Origin of the sequence: Paraburkholderia sp. J11-2, assembly GCF_905220185.1 — a bacterium.
Taxonomy (GTDB): Bacteria; Pseudomonadota; Gammaproteobacteria; order Burkholderiales; family Burkholderiaceae; genus Paraburkholderia.
Map to the genome: position 1 here is coordinate 283,119 of NZ_CAJMYY010000006.1, position 20,891 is coordinate 304,009.

Annotated in this window: 20 protein-coding genes; 9 read left to right on the forward strand and 11 right to left on the reverse strand. The window is 64.8% G+C overall.

Annotated features, from left to right (window positions below; all coding sequences use genetic code 11):
- Positions 1–18: 18 nt before the first annotated feature.
- A complete protein-coding gene (locus tag U5A57_RS11270) occupies positions 19–453 on the reverse strand; it encodes a hypothetical protein (RefSeq protein WP_321910812.1) in 435 nt (144 codons plus the stop codon).
- A 245-nt stretch (positions 454–698) separates the two neighbouring features.
- Here U5A57_RS11270 and U5A57_RS11275 point away from each other — a divergent pair, with 245 nt between their 5' ends.
- The 7 genes from U5A57_RS11275 to U5A57_RS11305 all read left to right on the forward strand — a co-directional run bounded on the left by U5A57_RS11275 (position 699) and on the right by U5A57_RS11305 (position 8,435).
- A complete protein-coding gene (locus U5A57_RS11275) occupies positions 699–1,400 on the forward strand; it encodes a CDP-alcohol phosphatidyltransferase family protein (RefSeq protein ID WP_321910881.1) in 702 nt (233 codons plus the stop codon).
- The gene (locus U5A57_RS11280; protein WP_321910814.1) at positions 1,397–2,206 is read left to right on the forward strand and encodes a 2OG-Fe(II) oxygenase; all 810 of its coding nucleotides are present in this window, start codon (positions 1,397–1,399) and stop codon (positions 2,204–2,206) included. The genes U5A57_RS11275 and U5A57_RS11280 overlap by 4 nt, the downstream gene beginning before the upstream one ends.
- A complete protein-coding gene (locus U5A57_RS11285) occupies positions 2,203–3,213 on the forward strand; it encodes a flippase-like domain-containing protein (protein ID WP_321910816.1) in 1,011 nt (336 codons plus the stop codon). The genes U5A57_RS11280 and U5A57_RS11285 overlap by 4 nt, the downstream gene beginning before the upstream one ends.
- A 28-nt stretch (positions 3,214–3,241) precedes the next feature.
- Positions 3,242–4,021 carry a phosphocholine cytidylyltransferase family protein gene (locus U5A57_RS11290; RefSeq protein ID WP_321910819.1) on the forward strand — a complete coding sequence of 260 codons (780 nt, stop codon included), beginning with the start codon at positions 3,242–3,244 and terminating at the stop codon, positions 4,019–4,021.
- A gap of 236 nt (positions 4,022–4,257) precedes the next feature.
- Positions 4,258–5,661 (forward strand): MFS transporter, encoded by a 1,404-nt coding sequence (locus tag U5A57_RS11295; protein ID WP_321910821.1) that lies wholly within the window; start codon positions 4,258–4,260, stop codon positions 5,659–5,661.
- 133 nt (positions 5,662–5,794) lie between these two features.
- Positions 5,795–7,525, forward strand: a complete 1,731-nt coding sequence (gene ggt, locus U5A57_RS11300) for a gamma-glutamyltransferase (RefSeq protein WP_321910823.1) — start codon at positions 5,795–5,797, stop codon at positions 7,523–7,525.
- 367 nt (positions 7,526–7,892) lie between these two features.
- Positions 7,893–8,435, forward strand: coding sequence for a helix-turn-helix transcriptional regulator (locus tag U5A57_RS11305; protein ID WP_321910825.1), 543 nt, complete (start codon positions 7,893–7,895; stop codon positions 8,433–8,435).
- Between the two features lie 18 nt (positions 8,436–8,453).
- On the opposite strand, the gene U5A57_RS11310 is transcribed toward U5A57_RS11305, so the two are convergent.
- The 3 genes from U5A57_RS11310 to U5A57_RS11320 all read right to left on the reverse strand — a co-directional run bounded on the left by U5A57_RS11310 (position 8,454) and on the right by U5A57_RS11320 (position 11,358).
- Positions 8,454–8,645: a hypothetical protein gene (locus U5A57_RS11310; protein ID WP_321910827.1), complete on the reverse strand. Its 192-nt coding sequence runs from the start codon at positions 8,643–8,645 to the stop codon at positions 8,454–8,456.
- A gap of 34 nt (positions 8,646–8,679) precedes the next feature.
- A complete protein-coding gene (locus U5A57_RS11315) occupies positions 8,680–10,383 on the reverse strand; it encodes an FAD-dependent oxidoreductase (protein ID WP_321910828.1) in 1,704 nt (567 codons plus the stop codon).
- Between the two features lie 156 nt (positions 10,384–10,539).
- The gene (locus U5A57_RS11320; RefSeq protein WP_321910829.1) at positions 10,540–11,358 is read right to left on the reverse strand and encodes a helix-turn-helix transcriptional regulator; all 819 of its coding nucleotides are present in this window, start codon (positions 11,356–11,358) and stop codon (positions 10,540–10,542) included.
- A 229-nt stretch (positions 11,359–11,587) separates the two neighbouring features.
- Here U5A57_RS11320 and U5A57_RS11325 point away from each other — a divergent pair, with 229 nt between their 5' ends.
- A complete protein-coding gene (locus U5A57_RS11325; protein WP_321910830.1) occupies positions 11,588–12,610 on the forward strand; it encodes a VTT domain-containing protein in 1,023 nt (340 codons plus the stop codon).
- 39 nt (positions 12,611–12,649) lie between these two features.
- Here the strand turns inward: U5A57_RS11325 and U5A57_RS11330 are convergent, their stop codons facing one another.
- A complete protein-coding gene (locus tag U5A57_RS11330) occupies positions 12,650–14,077 on the reverse strand; it encodes an MFS transporter (protein WP_321910831.1) in 1,428 nt (475 codons plus the stop codon).
- A gap of 286 nt (positions 14,078–14,363) precedes the next feature.
- On the opposite strand from U5A57_RS11330, the gene U5A57_RS11335 reads away from it, so the two are divergent.
- A complete protein-coding gene (locus U5A57_RS11335) occupies positions 14,364–15,389 on the forward strand; it encodes an aldo/keto reductase (RefSeq protein ID WP_321910833.1) in 1,026 nt (341 codons plus the stop codon).
- A gap of 27 nt (positions 15,390–15,416) precedes the next feature.
- Here U5A57_RS11335 and U5A57_RS11340 read toward each other — a convergent pair whose 3' ends face one another.
- From U5A57_RS11340 to U5A57_RS11365, 6 genes are all read right to left on the reverse strand, one after another.
- The gene (locus U5A57_RS11340) at positions 15,417–15,593 is read right to left on the reverse strand and encodes a hypothetical protein (RefSeq protein ID WP_321910834.1); all 177 of its coding nucleotides are present in this window, start codon (positions 15,591–15,593) and stop codon (positions 15,417–15,419) included.
- 557 nt (positions 15,594–16,150) lie between these two features.
- Positions 16,151–16,852, reverse strand: coding sequence for a carbonic anhydrase (locus U5A57_RS11345; protein ID WP_321910835.1), 702 nt, complete (start codon positions 16,850–16,852; stop codon positions 16,151–16,153).
- A 343-nt stretch (positions 16,853–17,195) separates the two neighbouring features.
- Positions 17,196–18,029: an ABC transporter ATP-binding protein gene (locus U5A57_RS11350; protein WP_321910836.1), complete on the reverse strand. Its 834-nt coding sequence runs from the start codon at positions 18,027–18,029 to the stop codon at positions 17,196–17,198.
- Between the two features lie 38 nt (positions 18,030–18,067).
- Entirely contained in the window at positions 18,068–18,844 is a 777-nt protein-coding gene (locus tag U5A57_RS11355) for an ABC transporter permease (RefSeq protein WP_321910883.1), read from the reverse strand.
- An 89-nt stretch (positions 18,845–18,933) separates the two neighbouring features.
- On the reverse strand, positions 18,934–19,794 hold the full coding sequence (locus U5A57_RS11360; protein ID WP_321910837.1) for an ABC transporter permease: 861 nt from the start codon (positions 19,792–19,794) through the stop codon (positions 18,934–18,936).
- 21 nt (positions 19,795–19,815) lie between these two features.
- Entirely contained in the window at positions 19,816–20,880 is a 1,065-nt protein-coding gene (locus tag U5A57_RS11365; protein WP_321910838.1) for an ABC transporter substrate-binding protein, read from the reverse strand.
- Positions 20,881–20,891: the final 11 nt, after the last annotated feature.

The window sequence follows — 20,891 nt, forward strand, 5'->3', positions numbered from 1 at the left end:
CTATCGGAGGCTGCCCGCTCAGTCCTGCTGGCAGAAGATCGCGGTCAATAGCGGCCCCGCATGGTGGACGATGGCGGTATTGCCTGCCGCCGCGAGCGCCGCCTGCACCTTGGCCTGGGTGCCAACCACGACGGCCCCGTAGGCGGAAGGGGCGATGGGCTTGCCGTTGCCGGTCTTGAAGAGCGGGTCGTCTTTCTGGAAACCCACCACGGCGAACACACTGAAACCGTAGGCGGTCATGTGCTGGCCGTGCGCGGGCCAGAACGCGTTGATCGAATTGCTTTCGACCTTCATGGGTTTCGGATCGATCAGGTTTTGCGTGATCAGTCCCGAGATGAAGTCGTGGGCGGACTCGCTGCAGGTCAGTGAATCATCGATGACAGCGGCGCGGGCGGTGCCGGCGAGAAGCGTCAGCGCAGCGAGAAAAAGGGCGGCAAACGTAAAGCGTTTCATTGCATGGTTGGCGAAAGTGCGTGCGCGGGGCCGGATGCGGCAGGCGCACAACGCCCGGGCTGGCGCGAAAGGGTTGCACTCTACGCGTGTTCGGGAGATCTCGCTTGCGGCGCTGCGCGAGCCAACCTGGCCGGGCCGACCTGGCCGGGCCGATCTGGCGCTTTGGCTTACAAAACGAAAAGTTAATGTGGCGCGAACGTCGGAATACCTGCAAGTTTTCTGGAAGGCGTATATATTGCGCGGTTATGACCGAAAAAGATAAACCTGCAAAAACGGCTCCGCGAGAGGTGCCACTACCGCGCACGTGGGATGCTCGCGCGGCGCGTTGGCTCGTCACTCCGCTCGTACCCACGCGCGTTACCCCGAATCACCTGACCACGCTGCGACTGCTGATTGGCGTTGCCGGCGGGTTCTATCTGGCGCGCGGCGGCTTTCTGCACGTCAATATTGGCGCATTTCTGATCGTATTGTCGAATTTTGTTGATCATACCGACGGCGAACTGGCGCGTATCAGCGGCAAAACCAGCCGTATCGGACATTTCTACGATCTCGCAGCGGACGCGCTCGTCACCGTCCTGCTGTTCTTCGGCATGGGCTATGGCCTTGGCGCCGTGGCCGGCCACACGGGCGCCGAATGGCGTGTGCCGCCGGCCGTGCTCGGCGGTATCGCGGGCGTTGCAGTCGCCGTGATTTTTTTCCTGCGCATGCGCATCGAGGAAATGGCCGGCAAGGCGGGCACGCAGCAGGCGTTCGCCGGCGGTTTCGAGACTGAAGACGTGCTGTATCTGCTACCCCTTGTCACGCTGACGGGCGTGGTGTCGCCGTTCATTATCGCGGCTTCGATCGGGGCGCCGTTGTTCGCCATCTGGGTGGTGCTCGACTACGTGCGCGTGACGCGCCGACAGCGCCCCGCCAAGGAAACCCCTCAGGTGTGGAGCAGCAGATGAGCTTGCAAGCAGAACAAGAACCGGTCGTAGCGCCTCCCGTCCCCGTTTCGGCTCGCGCCACACGCGCTGCGGCCGGCGAGCCGGACGGCGCGATCGGCCGCGCGCTGCAACCGTTGAACACCGCGCGCCTGCGCGCCGACTACGAGAGCCAGGGCTCGTTCCTGTATCTCTCCGATTTCCTGCCCGCCGACGCCACGCAACAGCTGATCGACGCGGCCAACGCGCTGCTCCCCGAAGTCAACCGCAACTATCTGCCGGGCCACAAGGCGGGCGGCAGCGTGAGCCGTCACACGATCGACCGCCTCGCGCCGTATATCGCCGAGCTTTACCGCTCGCCGCAACTGATCGCGTGGCTCGAAAAGATCACGGGCGACCGCCTGCAGCTTTCGCCCGAAGACGACCCGCACGCGTACGCGCTGTATTACTACACGCGCGCCGGCGACCATATCGGCTGGCATTACGACACGTCGTACTACGACGGCCGCCGCTATACGGTGTTGCTCGGCGTGATCGACGAGTCGTCCTGCAAGCTCGACTACGAGCTGCACACGAAAGATTCGAACAAGGCCGACGAACCGGGCTCGGTGCAGTACCCGCCGGGCGCGCTCATCGTGTTCGACGGCGACAAGCTTCGCCATCGCGTCACGCCGAGCCTCGAAGGCGAAGTGCGCGTGTCGCTCACGCTCGAATACGTGACGAACCCGAACATGCGGCCGTGGCGGCGTTTCATCTCGAACATGAAGGACGCCATTGCGTACTTCGGTTTCCGCCAGGTGTTCCGCAAGGCGTTTGGAGGCAAGGCGTGAGCCGTGCTGCCATCCTGCTGCTGTCGGTCGGCACGGCACTCTTCATTGCGCTGCTCGCCTGGCAGGGCCTCGGCTCGGTCACGGGCGCGCTCGCGGCCGCCGGCTGGGGGCTCGTGCTCGTTGCCGCGTTCCACGTCGTGCCGCTCGCGCTCGACGCGGGTGCGATCGCCGTGCTTTTTGGCAAAGACGCACGCGTCGACCAGCGTGATGCGCTGCTCGCGCGCTGGACCGGCGAATCGGTCAACAGCCTGTTGCCGGCCGGCCAGATCGGCGGCCCCGTGGCGATGGTGCGCCAGCTTGCCCAACGCGGCATGTCGATGCGCGACGCGGCGGCGGCCATCACCGTGAGCACGACGCTGCAGGCCGTGGCGCAGATCGTCTTTGCCGTATTCGGCATCGTGCTTTTTTCGGCCTATGCCGCGAACGGCGCGCCGCGTGATCTCGGCGTCGCGGCGCTGATCGCGACCGCCGTGCTTGGCGGCCTGATCGCGCTGTTCTACGTCGCGCAGCGCCGTGGTCTGTTCGGCCGCCTGCTGCGTCTGGCTTCGAAGGTATTCGGCAAGCGCGACTGGTCGGCGCTTGCCACGCGCGCCGATGCTGTCGACGAGGCCGTGAAGTCGCTTTACGCCGAGCGTGGCCGCGTGGCGGCCAGCTTCGCGCTGAGCCTCGCGGGCTGGCTCGTGGGCACGGTGGAAGTGTGGCTCGCGCTGCGCTTTCTCGGCCATCCCGTAGGCTGGATCGATGCGCTGCTGCTCGAGAGCATCGGTCAGGCCATTCGCGGTGCCGCTTTCGCCATTCCTGGCTCGCTGGGCGTGCAAGAGGGCGGTTACCTGCTGCTCGCGCCGCTCGTCGGCCTGCCGCCCGAGGCGGCGCTCGCGCTCTCGCTCGCCAAGCGCGCGCGCGAAATCCTGCTCGGCTTGCCGGGCCTGCTGTATCTGCATTTCAGCGAACGTAGCTGGCAACGCCGCCGCGCCTCGCGCGTCTGTGCTGTCGAAGTCGCCGATTGACCTTTTTTCTCCCAAGGAACGTTTGCGCATGCGCGCCATCATTCTCGCGGCAGGCCTTGGCCTGCGCCTTCAGCAACCGGCTGGAGATCAGTTTCCGAAATGTCTGCTGCAGTTCGAGGGCGTGACGCTGCTCGAACGCCATTTGCAATTCCTGGAAGAGGCGGGCGTCACGGAAGTCGTGCTCGCGCTCGGTTTCCAGCCTGAGCTGGTCGAGGCCGAACTCAAGCGCATCAGCTGGCCGCACAAGGTCGAGGTCGTGATGAATCCGCGCTTCGACCTGGGCAGCGTGCTCACGGTGCATCGCACGGCCGAGGCGCTCACGCGCGGCGGCGACGTGCTGCTCATGGACGCCGACGTGCTCTACGACGAGCGCGTGTTCGCGCCGCTCGTGGCAGGGGACGCGTCGGCCAACCGTCTGCTGATCGACCGCGACTTCGAAGCCGGCGACGAGCCCGTGAAGCTGTGCCTGCGCAACGGCGTGCCCGTCGAACTGCGCAAGCAACTGGCGGTCGGTCTGCAATACGACACGATCGGCGAGTCGGTGGGTTTCTTCCGCCTGAACGAAGCAACGGCGCGCCGCTTTGCGCAGATCGTCGAAGGCTATGTCGATACGGGCCGCGCGAACCTGCCGCACGAAGAAGCGCTGCGCGACCTGCTGCTCGAACGCGGCAGCGAGTTCGAGACCGCGGACGTGACCGGCGCGCCGTGGATCGAGATCGACTTCCCCAACGACGTGACGCGCGCCGCGGAGCAGGTGCTGCCGCAACTGCGTCCGGTGGTGAGCCGCGTGAAGCAGACGGCTGTCTGAAGCGCATCGGCGCGGATTGCTCGACGCTCGACGCTTGATGTCTGATTAGGCCGCGAGGTCTGTCGCCGCTTGAAAGCGGCGGTGGGCTTCGCGGCTTTTGCTTTTGCGCGCGTGATTGCATCGTGTCGCATCGGCAAAAGCGCGCCGCTTCATCTGTTGCAGGGTTCCCGTTTTCCGCAACAAGGGCCATAATGGCAGCTTTACGCCATCAGCCACGCTGATCGTCGTTCCTGCCCATGCCATTAGCCCTAGGCACATTCATCGTTCCGCTCATTGTCGCGTGCTCGATGTTCATGGAGAACGTGGACGGGACGGTCATCGTCACCTCGCTCCCCGCACTGGCCCGCGATCTCGGCCAGGACCCCATCACACTCAAGCTGGCCGTCACGAGCTACGTGATCGGCCTCGGCGTGTTCATTCCAATTTGCGGCTGGGTGGCCGATCGCTTCGGCTCGCGCAACGTGTTTCGCACGGCCATTGGCATCTTCATGGCGGGGTCGCTGCTGTGCGCGGCTTCGAGGTCGCTCGAGATGTTCGTGGCCGCCCGCTTCGTGCAGGGCATTGGCGGCGCGATGATGGTGCCGGTGGGCCGCATCATCATCTTCCGCTCGCTGCCCAAATCGGACTTCATTCGCGCGGTCAACTATCTCACGGTGCCCGCGTTGCTCGGACCGGTCGTGGGGCCGCCGCTTGGCGGGTTCATCACCACGTATCTGCATTGGCGGCTGATCTTCTTCATCAACATTCCGATTGGCGTGCTCGGCATCTGGCTCGCGAACCGGCATATCGCGAACATGCACGAGGAGCACCCGGGCCGGCTCGACTGGGCGGGTTTCGTGCTCTCCGCGGGTGGGGCGTCGCTCTTCATGCTCGGCCTTTCGCTGGTGGGCGGCGAGCTTGTCGCCACCGGCACGGCGGTCACGATGTGCGTGATCGGCGCGTTGCTGCTGGGCGCCTATTGGTTGTATGCGCAACGTGTCGAGCGGCCCGTGCTCGATCTGAAATTTCTGCGCATCCCCACGTTCAACGCGAGCGTGGCGGGCGGATCGTTGTTTCGCATCGGGCTCGGCGCCGTGCCTTTTTTGTTACCGCTCACGCTGCAGGAAGGGCTTGGCATGACGGCGTTCGCTTCAGGTGCCATCACGTGTGCTTCGGCGTTCGGCTCGATCTTCATGAAAGCGATCGTTTCGCGCGTGCTCGGGCGCTTTGGCTTTCGCCGCACGCTCATGGTCAACGCGGTGCTCGCAGGAACGGCCATCGCAATATGCGGCTCGTTTTCGCCTGGCATGCCGGTGTGGCTCATCTGGGTCATCGTGCTCGCGGGCGGGATCTTTCCTTCGCTGCAATTTACCGGCCTTAATTCGCTCGCCTATGCCGATATTCCAACGCGCGACATCGGTCGCGCCACGAGCGTGGCAAGCGTGATCCAGCAGGTGTCGCTCGGCCTCGGCGTGACGATTGCGGGCCTCGTGCTGCAGATTTCGCATCGCGTGCAAGGCCATCCGACCATCGTCTGGTCCGACTTCTGGCCCGCGTTTCTCGTGGTCGGGCTCTTTTCTGTGGCGTCGATTCCGGTGACGATGCGTTTGCCCGCGAATGCGGGAGAGGAAATTGCGCGCGGCCGGCGCGGCAAGGCGTGATGCAGGCTGGGGCGTTCGCTTTGCACAACTGTGGAATCAGCGGATCGCCGGATCGCAATCGTTTTCCTGGCGTGCTATAAGGCCAAGGCAGGTATCCGGTAGGCCCTACAAACCGAATCATGGGGTGCACTCAATGAAGCTGGTTGAAAAAACGAAAATTTCCGCTGCCACTCTCGCACTGCTTTCGCTATCCGCTTTGTCCACGGGCTTCCTCGAAGCCACACCGGCCTTTGCGAAGGACACGGCGCAACGCCCTGCGGTCCTCAACGCAGCGGCGGTGGCCGTTGCCGACAAGTACGCGGCCGATGCCGCCGAGCAGATCTTCAAGGAGGGCGGCAACGCCGTCGACGCGGCGGTCGCCATCGCCTTTTCGCTCGCCGTGACGTACCCGGAAGCCGGCAACATCGGCGGCGGCGGGTTCATGACGCTCTACGTGAACGGCAAACCGTACTTCCTCGACTATCGCGAGCGCGCGCCGCTCGCCGCCACGCGCACGATGTACCTCGACGACAAGGGCAACGTGATCGAGGGCAAGAGTCTGTATGGCTACGACGCCGTTGGCGTGCCGGGCACCGTGGAGGGCATGTGGGAAGCGCAGAAGCGCTTCGGCAAGCTGCCGTGGAAGCAGGTGCTCGCGCCCGCAATCAAGTACGCCCGCGACGGTTTTGTCGTCGATGAGCAGCTTGCCAAGCGCCGCGAGGCCGCAGAGAAGGACTTTGCCGGCAAGACCAACTTCGACGAATACTTCGGCGACCTGAAGGAGGGCGTGACGTTCAAGCAGCCCGATCTCGCCAATGTGCTCACGCGCATTGCGAACCAGGGCGCGAAGGACTTCTACGACGGCAAGACCGCCGACTTGATCGCCGCCTCGATGAAGGGTCATGGCCTCATCACGAAGCGCGATCTGCAGGAGTACAAGGCCGTGTGGCGTCAGCCGGTCGAGGCGAAGTGGAACGGCTATGAAATCATCACCGCGCCGCCCCCGAGTTCGGGTGGCGTGGGCCTCGTGCAGCTGCTCAAGATGAAGGCGATGCTCGCGCCGCAGTTCAAGGACGTGCCGCTCAATTCGCCGCAGTACATCCACCTGATCTCGGAGATCGAGAAACGCGTGTTCGCGGATCGCGCGCAATATCTCGGCGACCCCGACTTCTACAAGGTGCCGGTCGCGCAGCTCACCGACGACGCGTACCTTGCGAAGCGCGCCGCCGAAGTCGATCCGGACAAGCCTTCCGACACCAAGAGCGTGCAGCCGGGCCTTGGCACCTCGATGCCGGAAAAGGCGGAAACGACGCACTTCTCGGTGGTCGACAAGTGGGGCAATGCCGTCTCGAACACGTACACGATCAACGGCTACTTCGGTTCAGGCGTGGTCGTGCCGGGCGCCGGCATCGTGCTCAACGACGAGATGGACGATTTCGCATCCAAGCCGGGCGTGCCGAACATGTTCGGCGTGGTGGGCAGCGACGCGAACGCGATCCAGCCGAAGAAGCGTCCGCTGTCGTCGATGACGCCGACCATTCTCACGAAGGACGGCAAGGTGGCGCTCGTGATCGGCACGCCGGGCGGTTCGCGCATCTTCACGTCGATCTTCCAGGTGATCAACAACAACTACGACTTCGACATGCCGTTGAAGGACGCGGTGGCGGCGATGCGCTTCCACCACCAGTTGCTGCCGCCCAACACGATTTTCTGGGAGCCGTACCAGCCCATCGACGGTGAACTCGCCAAGCAGGTCGAAGCGAAGGGCTACGTGCTGAAGGGGCAGAGCTTCAATGGCGACATTCAGGCGATCCGTATCAACGGCGATACGCCCGACGCGGTTTCCGATCCGCGCGGCCGTGGCGTGTCGCGTTTGATCCAGTAAAACCGCGATGCCGATGCGAAACCATGCGCCGCGCATGAAAGCTAACCGTTTCGCATCGGCAACCTGGCATGGGGTGGTAAAAGTTTGCATGACGTGAGCGTTTGTCCTCAAATTTGGGGATGCCGCGCGGTTATTCATCGCGTACTATGCAACCTCCGGCGGAAGACAGCCCTTTGCCGGCGTGTGTTTTTCTTGGGGCGGCGTTTGCCGCCCCATTTTCTTTTCGGCACTTCCGTTCCACAGCTACACGGCTGTACAGCTTCACAGTCAGACCGCATATTGAATTCGTCAGGCGAGGTTCGTTTGGTTCTGACGTTTGCGCCGCCATGCAAGTGAGGCGCGCGCCCACTTCTCGTTGTACCTGAGCATGGACCTGACGAGCCGCGAACTCGCGTTGATCGCCGATGTCTTCAAGCTGCTGGCCGACCATATCCTGCCGGAGGGCGCGTTGCGCCTCGAGGTGGGGCGGCGTCTGCTCGAACTGCTGCGCGCCGATGGCCTGCATGCGAGCGCGGATCTGTTCATCTGGTCGGGCGAAGAGAATCTCGATCATCTGCGCGTTCGGCGCGGCAAGCGGAGCGAGCCTTTTTCCGATCGGGAACGGGTGCTGTTCGATCTGTTGCGTCCGGCCTTCATCGCTGCACTGGCGCGCTCGCGCGCGCAGGCGGCGCACGCTCAGCCGACGCAAGGCGAGACATCCGCCGCAGATAACGAAGCGATCAGCCGCTTGACGCGGCGCGAGCGCGACGTGGTCGCGCTCGTGGTGGAAGGGCTGCTCGACAAGGAGATCGCCGAGCGGCTAGGCATTTCTTATACGACCGTGCGCACGCATCTCGATCGTTCGTTTCAGAAGCTCGGCGTCACCAACCGCTCGCGCCTCGCGCGCCTCGTGCAGTCGGCGCAGCGCTAAGGCGCGCTGCGTTTTCCTTTATTTCGGCGCGGCCGCCGAAACGTTCTCACCCGCCGCATCGATCAAGCCGACGCAGGTTTGCGCGTTGCCGATCCGCTCGATCGCGAGCAGCGCAAAGCGCGCGAGAAAGAGCGAGCCGTTGGCTTCGCCCAGATTGGTCATGGTCTTGCACAAGTGCGTGTAGACGGTGTCGAGTTCGCTGTCGGTCATGGCTATCTCCATCTGTACTTGATTGCGCCAGCGCTCAGGCGCACAGCGCATGGTCGAGGGCGGCGAATGCTTGCGCGGCGACCGTGCCGGCGTCGCCGTGCCAGCGGCCGAGCACGTGGCCGTCCGGGCGCACGAGGTAGAGCGTGCCGGGCTGCGCGCCGTACATCGGGAACAGGCGTCCCGTGTGGTCCCAGCCGCTGCGGCATGGCGTATCGGCGCGCTGGCGCTGCGCGAGCGGCACCAGCGCGAACGGCAGCGCGCGTGCGGCCAACGTCGTTTCGAGCGCGGCGATCGGGGCGGGCGTTGCGCCATCCTCGCTGAAGTAGAACGCCGTGAAGCACGGCGCGATCAAGTCGGTCACGTGGCCTGCGCGCGCGCCTGCCTGATCGACGATCGTGAGCGGGCATTCGGGCAGCACCGTGCCCGGCGCGGGACCGTTTGCGAAGGCGTCGGAGGCCGCATTGAGCGGCGAGGCCGTGTAGGCGATGGCCGAAGTCTGGCGCGGATTGATCAGCGAGCGCACGGCGGCGTGCTCGCGCGCGAGGCTCAGCACGGCGGTGCGCATCAGATCGAAGGCGAACGACGGCGGCGCCATGAATTCCGTGCTCTTCGTGCCGTAGCTCAAGTTTTCGTGCGCGGCGTAGACGCGCTCGTCGGAGTAGCTGTCGAGCAATGCGTCACTCGCGAGCCCCTTCACGACATAGGCGAGTTTCCACGCCAGATTGTCGGCGTCGTCGATGCCCGAGTTCGCGCCGCGCACGCCGAAGATCGGCACGAGGTGCGCCGCGTCGCCCGCGAACAGCACGCGGCCATGCCGATAGCGCTCGAGCGTGAGTGCGTTGGCCTTGTAGATCGTGATCCAGACCGGCGACCACGACGCCTTCTCGCCCATCATGTCGAGCAGGCTCTGCACGCGCGGCATGACGTTTTCGGGCTTGATCGCTTCGTCGGCGTCTTCGCCGTCGCGCAGTTGATAGTCGATGCGCCACACGTTGTCGGGCTGCTTGTGGACGAGCACGGTCGAGCCGGGATTCGACGCCGGATCGAAATACGCGAGGCGCTCCGTAGGCCGCGCGCTGTCGAGCAGGATGTCGACGATCACATAGCGACCCTCGTAGCTCGTGCCCTGGAGCTTCAGGCCGAGCGCTTCGCGCACCGTGCTGCGGCCGCCGTCCGCGGCGATGAGCCAGTCGGTCTGCGCGGTGTAGTCGCCTGCGGGCGAGGAGAGCGAGAGCGTGGCGCCATGCGCGTCTTCTTGCAGGGCCGTGACTCTCGTTTGCCAGCGAATGTCGATCAGGTCGGCGTGCTGTTCGGCAGCATCGAGCAGAAACTGCTCGATGTGGTACTGCGCGAGGTTGACCATCGGCGGCAGCTTCTGGTTTTCGTCCTGCGGCATCGTGAAGTGCAGCACTTCGTCGTTGCGATAGAAGCTGCGCCCACCCGTCCACGGCAGGCCTTTGGCGAGGAAACCGTCGAGCGCGCCAAGGCGTTCGATGATTTCGAGGCTGCGGCGCGAGATGCAGATCGCGCGGCTGCCGTAGCAGACCGACTCGTCGGCTTCGATCAGCACCGAGTGCACGCCGTGCTTCGCGAGACCGAGCGCGATGGCGAGGCCTACCGGGCCGCCGCCGACGATGGTCACGGCGTGGCGCTGGGCTTCACGGCCGCCTTCGAGTACGGGCAGGCGCGCGGCGTACTGCTTCGCCTCGAACGGATAAGGTTTGAATTCGGCGCTCATGGGGAATGCGTCTCCATACGTAAGTCTTGTGCTTGCCGGCTTGCCCCGAGCGGAGGCGCTGGCGATGAAGGCAGTATGGAGCGCGAGGCGCGGCCCGCTGTCCTCAATTTGGGTACAGGAGGCTTACGGCAGGAGACGAGGGTTTGCGGCGGTGAACTAGCTCTGATCCGTCGCCAGACATAGAGCAAAGAGCTGGCGCTGGCTCGAAATCCCCAGCCGCTGGTACGCGCGTTTCTGATAAGTCACGACGCTGCTGGGCTTCACGCCCATGCATTCGGCGATTTCAACGGCGCTGCGTCCTTCGAGCACGCCGCGCAGGGCGTCGAGTTCGCGTTTGGACAGCGTGGGGCAGAGCCCGCGCAGGCGCGCAAGCATCATCTGAGGAATGCCGAGCTGGCTCTGGCCGCGAATCGTGTAGTGATGCCGCGCCGACTCGCCGATCAGCGGCGCGAGCGATTCGACCAGTTCGACTTCGGCCGGCTGAAAATTGCCGGCATCGCTTTCGCGGTACAGGTTCACGGAAAGCCAGATATCGGCGGCCGGCTGCAGCAGCAGGGAGAGCCGGTCGGATACGTTGGGCGTGGCGTAGCAGGCGGTGCGGTAACCGTCGTGCGCGATGTCGGCGCTGCTTTGCCAGTGCAGAACGAGTGACGAGCCCGGCTTGTCGGCCGAACCGCCGTTGACGATCTGCTGATTGCCGTCGAGCGCGTAGAAGAGGCGCGCGTAAGTGTCGGCGACGTCGCGCAGGAAGCGCCCGCCGCGATGATCGGCCACGGAAACCGTGCGCGGGCGGTTGCCGAATTCGTACGCGAACACCGTGCATTGCGTGACCGACGTCGCCGGCCCGAGCATGTTCAGCACTTCGGCGGCGAGCGCGTTGGCGTCGTCGCGGCCGATGGCCGAAACGAGGCTGGTGACGCGCGAGAGGTCGAATTGACCTGCCTGCCTCGGTCGATCGAGATGCCAGTAACGCATGTTTCTTAACGGAAAACGGCTAAAAAGGCGACTTTTACGAGATTAGCATCGTTTCGCACCAGCGCGAAAGCGCCTGCAGCGGGGTCGGATCGGCCTGCGGGGCGCCCTCGTAAGCTTTGCGTCAACGTAAGCAGGGAACGGCACGTTGGGGTAATCTCCACCCTCGGCCGGCGCGGTATTCGCGTCATGTTTCCTTACCTGAACATCCCTGCGCGCAGGTTATCTCCAAATGTTGACGCTCCCCACCGCGATTCCACCCGATTTCGGCGCCGGAGCGGTCTTTCTCAGCGTACTCGTCACGCAACTGGGCGTGCCCGTGCCGGCCGCGCCGGTGCTGATTCTCGCGGGCACGATGGCAGCGGGCGGCGAGACATCCTACACAAGCCTGTTGCTGGCGGCCGTAATCGCGACGCTGCTGGCCGATTCGCTGTGGTTCGCCGCGGGCCGCAAGCGTGGGCGGCGTCTGCTCAATGGGCTCGTGCGCTTTTCGCTGTCGCTGGACACCACCATCCGCATCGCGCGCAATGTATTCGAGCGCTACGGCGCGCCCATTCTCGCGGTGGCGAAGTTCGTGCCGGGGCTCGGCCTGATTTCCGCGCCGCTGCTCGGTACGACAACGGTGGCCGTGCACGTCTTCCTGCTTTGGGACACGGTTGGTGCGGCGTTGTGGGCGGGCACCTGGTTGCTCGGCGGCGCGGCGCTGCATGCCGAAATCGTGCGTTTCGCGGCGTTCGTGCGTGCGAACGGCATGACGATCTTCGACGTGCTCGCCGTGGCGGGCGTGCTGTTCCTTGGCTGGCGCTGGCTGCGGCGCATGCAGTTCCGCCACTGGCTTGCCACGCATCGTATTTCGCCCGATCAGCTCGACGAGATGATGAAGTCGAGCGCGCCGCCCATCGTGCTCGACGCGCGCCCGCAAACCGTGCGCGAGAAAGAGGCCTACCGGATTCCCGGCGCGCGGCCGCTGAATCTCGAATCGAGCGAAGAACTGTCGCCCGAGTTGCTCGGGCGTCCGATCGTCGTGTACTGCGTGTGCCCGAACGAAGCGACGGCCAAGCGCATCGTCGATCAGTTGCGCAACAAGCACATCTACCATGCGCGCGCGCTCAGGGGCGGCCTCGACGCCTGGGAGCGCCACGGTTATCCGGTCGAGCCGCTGTCCAACGAGTTCCACGCCGCGCATGAACATGCCGATGAACTCGAAGCGGGCGAGGAACCGGAATACACCGTGCGGGCAAGCCTTTCCAAATAACGGTCGTTCCGCCGCGCGCCGCCCGGCGCGCGGTGCTCCCTAGGCGCGCTGCCTGCGCGAGCCGCCGCCCACGTTCTGTCCCGCGTCGCGCGCCATCTGCGCATACCCCCACACCGAAATCAGCGTGAGCACGCCGGCGCCGAGAAAGGCGAGCCGGAAGTCGTCGAGCGTGAACACATGGCCGGTCGTTTCGCCGTTGACGTGCGCGGCCACCCGCAGCGCGAGCGCGCCGAATGCGATGCCAAGGCCAATGGTCATCTGCGCCGCCGCGCTCCAGAGCGTGCTGGCCGCGCTCATCTGCGGCTGCGCGACATCGGCGTAGGCGAGCGTTGCGAGGGTGGAAAACTGCATCGAGCGCGTCACGCCGTACACGAACACGACGATCAGCACGATGGCGAGCGGCGTGCCGGGCGTGAGCAGGCCGCACGCGATCAGCGAGACGCCCGCCACGCTCACGTCCACAACCGAAACGAGCCGGAAGCCCCAGCGTTCCAGAATGCGCGTGGTGAGCGCCTTCATGCCGAGATTGCCGAGCGCGCTCGCGAGCAGCAGCAGGCCGGACTTGAACGCGGAGAGACCGAAGCCGATCTGGAACATCAGCGGCATCAGATAAGGCGCCGCGCCGATGCCGATACGCGTGATCGAGCCGGTCACGATCGTGACGGAAAACGTCGGGACCTTCAGCGTGGAAACATCGACGAGCGGATGCGGATGACGCTTCGCATGCACGAACGCGACGACGCCGATCGCGACGCCCGCCGCAACGATCGCCACCGCGCGCCACGGATTCTGGCCAACCTGACTCGCGAGTTCCGCGCCGTAGAGAATGGCGGTCAGCGACGCCCCGCTCAGCACGAGGCCCGTAACATCGAGCGGCCGGCGCTGCTCGCCGCGCAGGTTCGGCACGATCGCGGCGATGGCCGCGAGCACGGCAATGCCGAACGGCACGTTCAGCAGAAAGATCCAGCGCCACGACGCGTAGGTCGTAATGAAGCCGCCGATCGGCGGTCCCACCACGGGTGCGGCGATGGCGGGCCAGGTGATCGTCGAGATCGCCTGCATGAGCTTGCTTTTCTCGGTGCTGCGCACGACGACCATGCGCCCGACCGGCACCATCATCGCGCCGCCGATGCCTTGCAGAATGCGCGCGGCCACGAACTCGTCGACGTTCTGCGAGATCCCGCACAGCACGGACGCGACCGTGAACGTGACCACGGCGCCGAAGAACACGGTGCGCGCGCCGCAGCGGTCCGCCACCCAGCCGCTGGCCGGAATGAAGATGGCGAGCGCGAGCATATAGGCGGTCACGCCGAGGCTCAGGCTATTCGGACCGATGCCGAACGAGCGCGCCATCTGCGGCAGCGCCGTGGCGATGACGGTCGTGTCCAGATACTCCATGAAGAACGTGGCGGCGACGAGGTACGGCAGCCAGCCGACGCCGGAAGAACGTTGCGCGGGAGCGGTCATTGCGCCTCCGCGCAGGAGAGGGGAATCAACGTCATCGTGGTGCGGGTCCTGTGCGGTCTGCGGGCGAATTGTGGCGACTCGTGCCGATCGGAATCGTGCGGACCGGATCGTGAAGCCAAAAGCCCGTAGCGAAAGGCGACAGTTTCCAATACGCAAAAGCATCTGTACAGCCGCGCGGCGGGCGGCGGCCCTGTGAGACCTTCGCGGCAAGCCCAAATCGAAGCGCGTAGACTCGTGCGCTGTCGGCATCTCATCGTCAACTCCCTTGATCAATGGAGGATCGGAAATGGAATACCGTTTTCTGGGTGCGTCTGGAATGAAGGTGCCGGTGCTGAGTTTCGGCACCGGCACGTTCGGCGGCAAAGGCGAGTTCTTCGAGGCCTGGGGCGCAACCGACGTTGCCGAAGCGCGAAAGCTCATCGACATTTGCCTCGACGCCGGCGTGACGATGTTCGATACCGCGGATATCTATTCGAGCGGCGCGTCGGAGTCGGTGCTCGGCGAAGCGCTCAAGGGGCGCCGCGACAAGGCGATCATCTCGACCAAGGCGACCTTCCGCTTCGACGACGAACCCAATAACGTGGGCTCGTCGCGCTTTCACCTGAAGCGCGCGGTTGACGCGGCGCTCAAACGTCTGCAGACCGACCATATCGACCTGTTCCAGTTGCATGGTTTCGATGCGCGCACACCGGCCGAGGAAGTGCTGTCCACGCTCGATGAACTCGTGCGCGCGGGCAAGATTCTCTATACGGGCGTGTCGAACTTCTCGGGCTGGCACCTGATGAAATCGCTGGCGGTGGCCGATCGCTACGGCTACCCGCGGTACGTCGCGAACCAGACGTACTACTCGCTGATCGGCCGCGACTACGAGTGGGAATTGATGCCGCTCGGGCTCGATCAGGGCGTGGGCGCCGTGGTGTGGAGCCCGCTGGGTTGGGGGCGTTTGACGGGCAAGATCCGGCGCGGCCAGCCGCTGCCGGAGAAGAGCCGTCTGCATAAAACGGCGGAGCAGGGTCCGCCGGTGCCGGACGAATACCTCTTTCGCGTGCTCGACGCCATCGACGAGATCGCGAAGGAAACCGGCAAGACCGTGCCGCAGATTGCATTGAACTGGCTGCTGCAGCGCCCGACGGTCGCGACGGTGCTGATCGGCGCGCGCGACGAGGCGCAGTTGCGCCAGAACCTCGGTGCGGTCGGCTGGAATCTCACGCCCGAACAGGTCGCGAAGCTCGACGCCGCGAGCGCCGTGCGCCCTGTTTATCCCTACTGGCACCAGGAGGGGTTCGCCGAGCGCAATCCGTCGCCGGTTTGACGAGAGTCTTCGCTGAGCGAGGTTGCCTCAAGCCGCTTCGGCCTGGCGCAGGATCTGGGTCGCGCCCAGATGCAGCGCCAGGGCGAAGAACTCGCGTTCCGCGAGATTGAGTGTCTTCGCGGCGGCCATTGCGCGGTAATGGTCTTCGGGGTGCAGGAACAGCTTGACTTCGACTTTCGACTGACAGTTCTGCGCGGACTCCACGGATGCTTCTCCTTCGGTAACCGGGCGCTCGGCCCGTGACGGGTGCGAAGCCCATTACCGGGCGTCCATACGCGCAAAGGCGCGCGCCGTGTGCCGCGATGTAAGCAGCGGTATGAAACGGCGATGACGCGGAGTGGGCCTTGAAAGTTCGCCTGCCTGGGCGCGTGCGCGACGGCAGGACACGCGCGCTGAACTAGCGAAGCGTGGGACGACGCAATGCGCCGGTAGTGCGATTGAAGCCGGGATGAGACAGGTGATGCGACGGCGGGGCAACGTGCTGCATAAGCGACCAACCTCCGGAATTCTTCTTCTTGTGCGGCAGGGCGCCGCATGTAGTACGGGCGCCAGTGTAGTCGCGTTTCGTCCTAGGGTAAACCCCTAATTCGAAAAGAATTATTGCGTAGATTGAGATAGTTTCCCGACAAGATCCGAAATGCTTGGTGGGCGCACTTCAGTTCATGCGGAATGAATATGGGGATGAATGGGGCGGCGAGAACCGCCGCCCCGGCGCCAGCCTGAGAGCGGGCGTGAAGCTTGGGCGTGTCAGCGCCCGGCCATTATTCCTCGACGCGCTTGCGCAGGCGCGAGCGCGCCTCGGCGAGCGACAGGAACTTGCCATGTGCTTCGTCCAGCACGGTGACCTTGCCGTGGCCGATGTCATAGACCCAGCCCTGCAGTTCGAGCTGGCCCTGGGCCACGCGCGCCGCCACCGCGGGGTGCGTGCGAAGGTGCGTGAGTTGCAGGCGGACGTTTTCTTCGACGAGCGCCTGGACGATGTGGTCGTCGTCCAGACCGCGCGTCTTCACCACGCTGCGTGCGGCTTCCGCGTTGCGCAGCCATGCCTGCACCGTGGGCATGTTGGCCGTGGCTTCCGCGCCCGAGGCGAGGCCCTTCATCGCGCCGCAGTCGGTATGGCCGCACAGCACGATCTGCTTCACGTTGAGCGCGAGCACCGCAAATTCCACGACGGCCGACACGCCGCCGAGCATTTCGCCATAGGCCGGCACGATATTGCCGATGTTGCGGCAAACGAACAGATCACCGGGCTTGGCCTGCGTGATCATTTCCGGCGAAACGCGCGAGTCGGCGCAGGTGATGAACAGCGTGTGCGGCGCCTGGCTATGGGCGAGGCTGTGGAACAGCTCCTTGTTGCCCGGGAAAACGTGATGAGTGAATTCGTCCACGCCGTCGAGCAGGTGTAACAGATCGCAGCCGCACGAATCGGAGTGATCGTCGTGCGAGTGGGTGTTGTCTGGCATGGATGTTTCTCTCTTTATCATGAATCGACACTATCGAATGGCAACAGCGGGAGTTTACGCTGAGCCGACCCTTGGCGGATCGGAAAACTTCGCGTCACGCTGCGCGAGACAGCCGCCTTCCCGGTATCGAGGTGTCGAACCGGCGGGATATGTCGATAAACCGGCCGAAAAGACAGCTAAGTGCGGGAAAGTTGGCTTGCCGAGTGGGGCGCCTGCGCGGCGTGCGTTTCCGTTCGAAACGAGATTTTCTCACGCCGCGCGCAATTGGCCCATCCGGGGTGTCGCCGGGAGTGTCGGGATCAAGAAGAGAGAGGGAACGCGACCGACCAGTCGGTCGGCGCGTTCACCATGCCATGCGCCATTGACCTGAAGAATGGGCAGGGGCGTCGGCCAGCAACGTGTCGCCGGGCGGTGTCGTTCCATCGGAGAAGTCTGCGAGGATTTCGTCGCGCAGCCGCACGAAGCGCGGATCGGCGCGCTCGCGCGGGCGCGGCAATGCCACGTCGACGATGCGACGGATGCGGCCGGGGCGCGGCGCCATCGTCACGACGCGGTCACCGAGGTAGATCGCCTCGTCCACATCGTGGGTGACGAGGATCATCGTGATGCGTTCGCTTTCCCAGATGCGCAGCAATTCGTTTTGCAGGCGGCTGCGCGTGAGGGCGTCGAGCGCGCCGAACGGTTCGTCGAGCAGCAGCACGCGCGGACGATTGACCAGGCCGCGCGCGATCGCTACGCGCTGCGCCATGCCACCCGAGAGTTGATGCGGATACGCCCGCTCGAAACCCTTGAGGCCCACGAGTGCGATGTGCTCAGCCACGGCTACGTGCTTCTTGCGCGCCGAAAGCGGGGCATTGCGCAGCGCCGCCAGAATGTTTTGTTCGGCGGTGAGCCACGGAAACAGCCGATGATCCTGGAACACGATGCCGCGCTCGAGCGACGTGTCGCCTACGCGCTCGCCGCGCATCATGATTGCGCCGCTATAGCCCGCGTCGAGGCCGGCGATGAGGCGCAGCAACGTGGATTTGCCGCATCCGCTCGCGCCGAGCACGCTCACGAATTCACCGGGACGCACATGCAGCGTCACATCGTCGAGCACGGCGAGCGCAGACTCGCCTGCGCCGTAACGCTTGCTCACGTGCAGAATGTCGAGTCCCTCGGGTTCAATGGTGCTCATCGGGTTTTCTCTCAGGTTCATTTGATTGGCAATGCGAATCATTGGGCGGTGATATGCAACCGTGCCAGCACCGTTCGCTCCACGCGGCGTGCGAGCGCATTGAGCGCCCAGCCAATCGCACCCACGACGATGATGCCGAACAGCACGAGGTCCATGCGGAATTGTTCGCTGCCGTCGATCAGCAGATTGCCGATGCCGCTGCCGGCAACGAGCAGATACTCCGCGCCGAGCGTGGCGAGCCACGAATAGATGAGCGCGAGATAGAGGCCCGTGAAAATCGAGGGCAGTGCGGCCGGCAACAGGACGTGGCGGACAAGCTGCAGACGCGAATAGCGCAGCGCCTGCGCGAGTTCGACGTATTGGCGCGGAACGGCGTGAATGCCGTCGCACGTGTGGGCGGCAACGGGGAGCAACGCCGCCAGCGAAAGAAAGACGACCTTGGCGGCGTCGCCGAGCCCGAACCACACGGAAATGAGCGGAATCCACGCGAACAGCGAGATCTGCTTGAACGTGTCGAAGCTCGGCCCCACGACGCGCGCGGCGATGCGCGAGAGCCCCAGCGCGCCGCCCAGCAGAAGGCCCGCCGTGGCGCCGATCGCGAAGCCGCAGGCTTCGCGTGCGAGCGATGCTGAAAGCGCTCGGGCCAACGCGCCGCTCTCGATCTGTTCGTGAGCGGTGCGAACCACATCGGCGGGACTCACTAGCAGGCCGCTCTTCACGAGATGCGAGGCGCTCAAGGCCCACCACAGCGCAATGGCGACGAGGGGCAGGGCTGCTCCGCGTAGATCGAGAGTTCGTCGCGGTTTGGTCTCCATGGTTGCTTCGCAGGCGCAGGCGGGGCGCACGGATTTGCGTGCGAGCGATAATTTCATGGCGAACGTTCCTCTGGGGTGATTGGCTGCCATCAAGCGCGAAACGCCGACGGCGTACCGCGCCGCAAACGCCGCTCGAGCGCATCGAGCAGCCGGTTGATGACGAGGCCGACCGCGCCCACCACAACCACGGAAGCCATCACGAGATCGAGCTGAAAGAGCTGCCGCCCATACACGATCAGATAGCCGAGCCCTTCTGAGGACGCCACGAGCTCGACTACGACGAGCGCGAGCCACGCCTTGGTGAAGGCGAGGCGCACGCCGGTGGCGAGCGTGGGCACCGCCGCGGGCAGCACGAGCCTCACGATGCGTTGCCAGCGTGTGTAGCCGAATACGCGCGCGACTTCGTCCAGTGCCGCCGGTGTCTGCCGAAAGCCCTGTATGGTGCTGAGCGTGACCGGCACGAGCGCCGCGTGAGCGATGAGCAGATACTTGAGCGGTTCGCCCACGCCGACGAGCAGCAACAAGAACGGCAGCCAGCCGAGCACCGGAATCTGCACGATCGCGTTGAAGCTCGGCAGCACCCAGGCTTCGAGCGTGCGGGAGAGCCCGAGCGCGCCGCCGATCAGCAAGCCAAGCACGGTCCCGCCGGCGAAGCCCAGCAGTACGCGTTGCAGGCTGATGAGCGTATTGCGTGCAAGCTCCCCGCTCTGGGCAAGATCGACGAACGTTTCATAAACACGCTGCGGCGCAGGCAGGATTTGCGGCGCGATCCAGCCATGCGCGCTGCCCACGCTCCACAGCAGGAAGAGCAGCGCGGGCAGCAACCAGGGCGCGAGATGCCACGCGCCCGCGCGCAGCGCGGCGCGCCAGCGTGTGTGTGTCGTTGCCGTGTCGATAAGCGGTGCCGCAGGCGGCGTGTCGCTGGCAATCGTGATCGCGGTTTCCGTCATGATGCGGCTCCTCTCGTGCGCTCAGCCAAGCGGCTTGCCGGCGGCGTCGTAGCGGGTCCAGTAGTGTTCGAGCTTTTGCGTGCGCAGCGCGTTGTCGAGATAGCGCGGCTCGAACCACGAATCGACGTCCACGGGCTGGCGAATCAGCTTCAGGCGCAGCGCGTCCTGCGCAACGGCCTTGTAGCGGGCCACGATGAACGGATCGATCAGCGGCGAATTGCGGTACTTCAGAGGCTGTTCGCCGAATTCGGCTTGCCAGGACGTGTAGCTCACGCCGCTCTTTGCCCACAGCTTGAAGAGCGCGTCGCGGTTTGCCTCGTCGGACGACCATTGCGCCGCTTGCACGAAGACGTTGACTACGCGCTGCACGATATCGGGGTGCGCCTTCTCGAAGTTGTCGAGCACGAGCAAATGCGCCTGGCGCGTCAACTGCGGCCCGTCATGCTGCGATTCGTAGACGATGCGGGCAAGCCCCTGGTCGCGCAGCCGGTAAAGCGTGTAATCGCTCACCGAGGCGTCGATGCCTTTCGATGCGAGCGCGGCGAGCGAGCTTGCAGTATCCAGGTTGATCACGTGCAGCGCGTGTTCGTCGAGCTGGTTCTCGGCGAGTGCGTTGTCGGCCACGAGTTGCAGGTTCGTACCGCGAAAAATGGCGACCCGCCGGTCCTTGAGGTCCTTGATCGATTTGATATCCGAATCGGCCGGCACGCCCACCTTCACGCCGGAGCGCACGCCCGATTCCAGCAGGATGCGGGTCTTGAGACCGTTGGCGCGCGCGAGCACCGAGGGCAAGTCGCCTTGATACGCGAAGTCGAGCGCATTGTTGGCAATGGCCTCATTCACAGCCGGGCCCGCGCCCTTGAAGAAAAGCCACTCGACCTTGATGCCGTCGGCGGCGAACTCCTTTTCGAGCAACTGCTGGCTGCGCACCGTGGCCGCGGTCGAACCGCCGAAGGTAGGCGGATCGCCCGAGCCTTGCTGCGCGACGCCGATACGGATCACGGTGGGCTTTTCGGCTGCGGCATGCAGGGAGACGAACGAGAGCGCTGCGCAAAGCAGGTACTGCAGAACACGATATGAACGCATGGGCAGGTCGG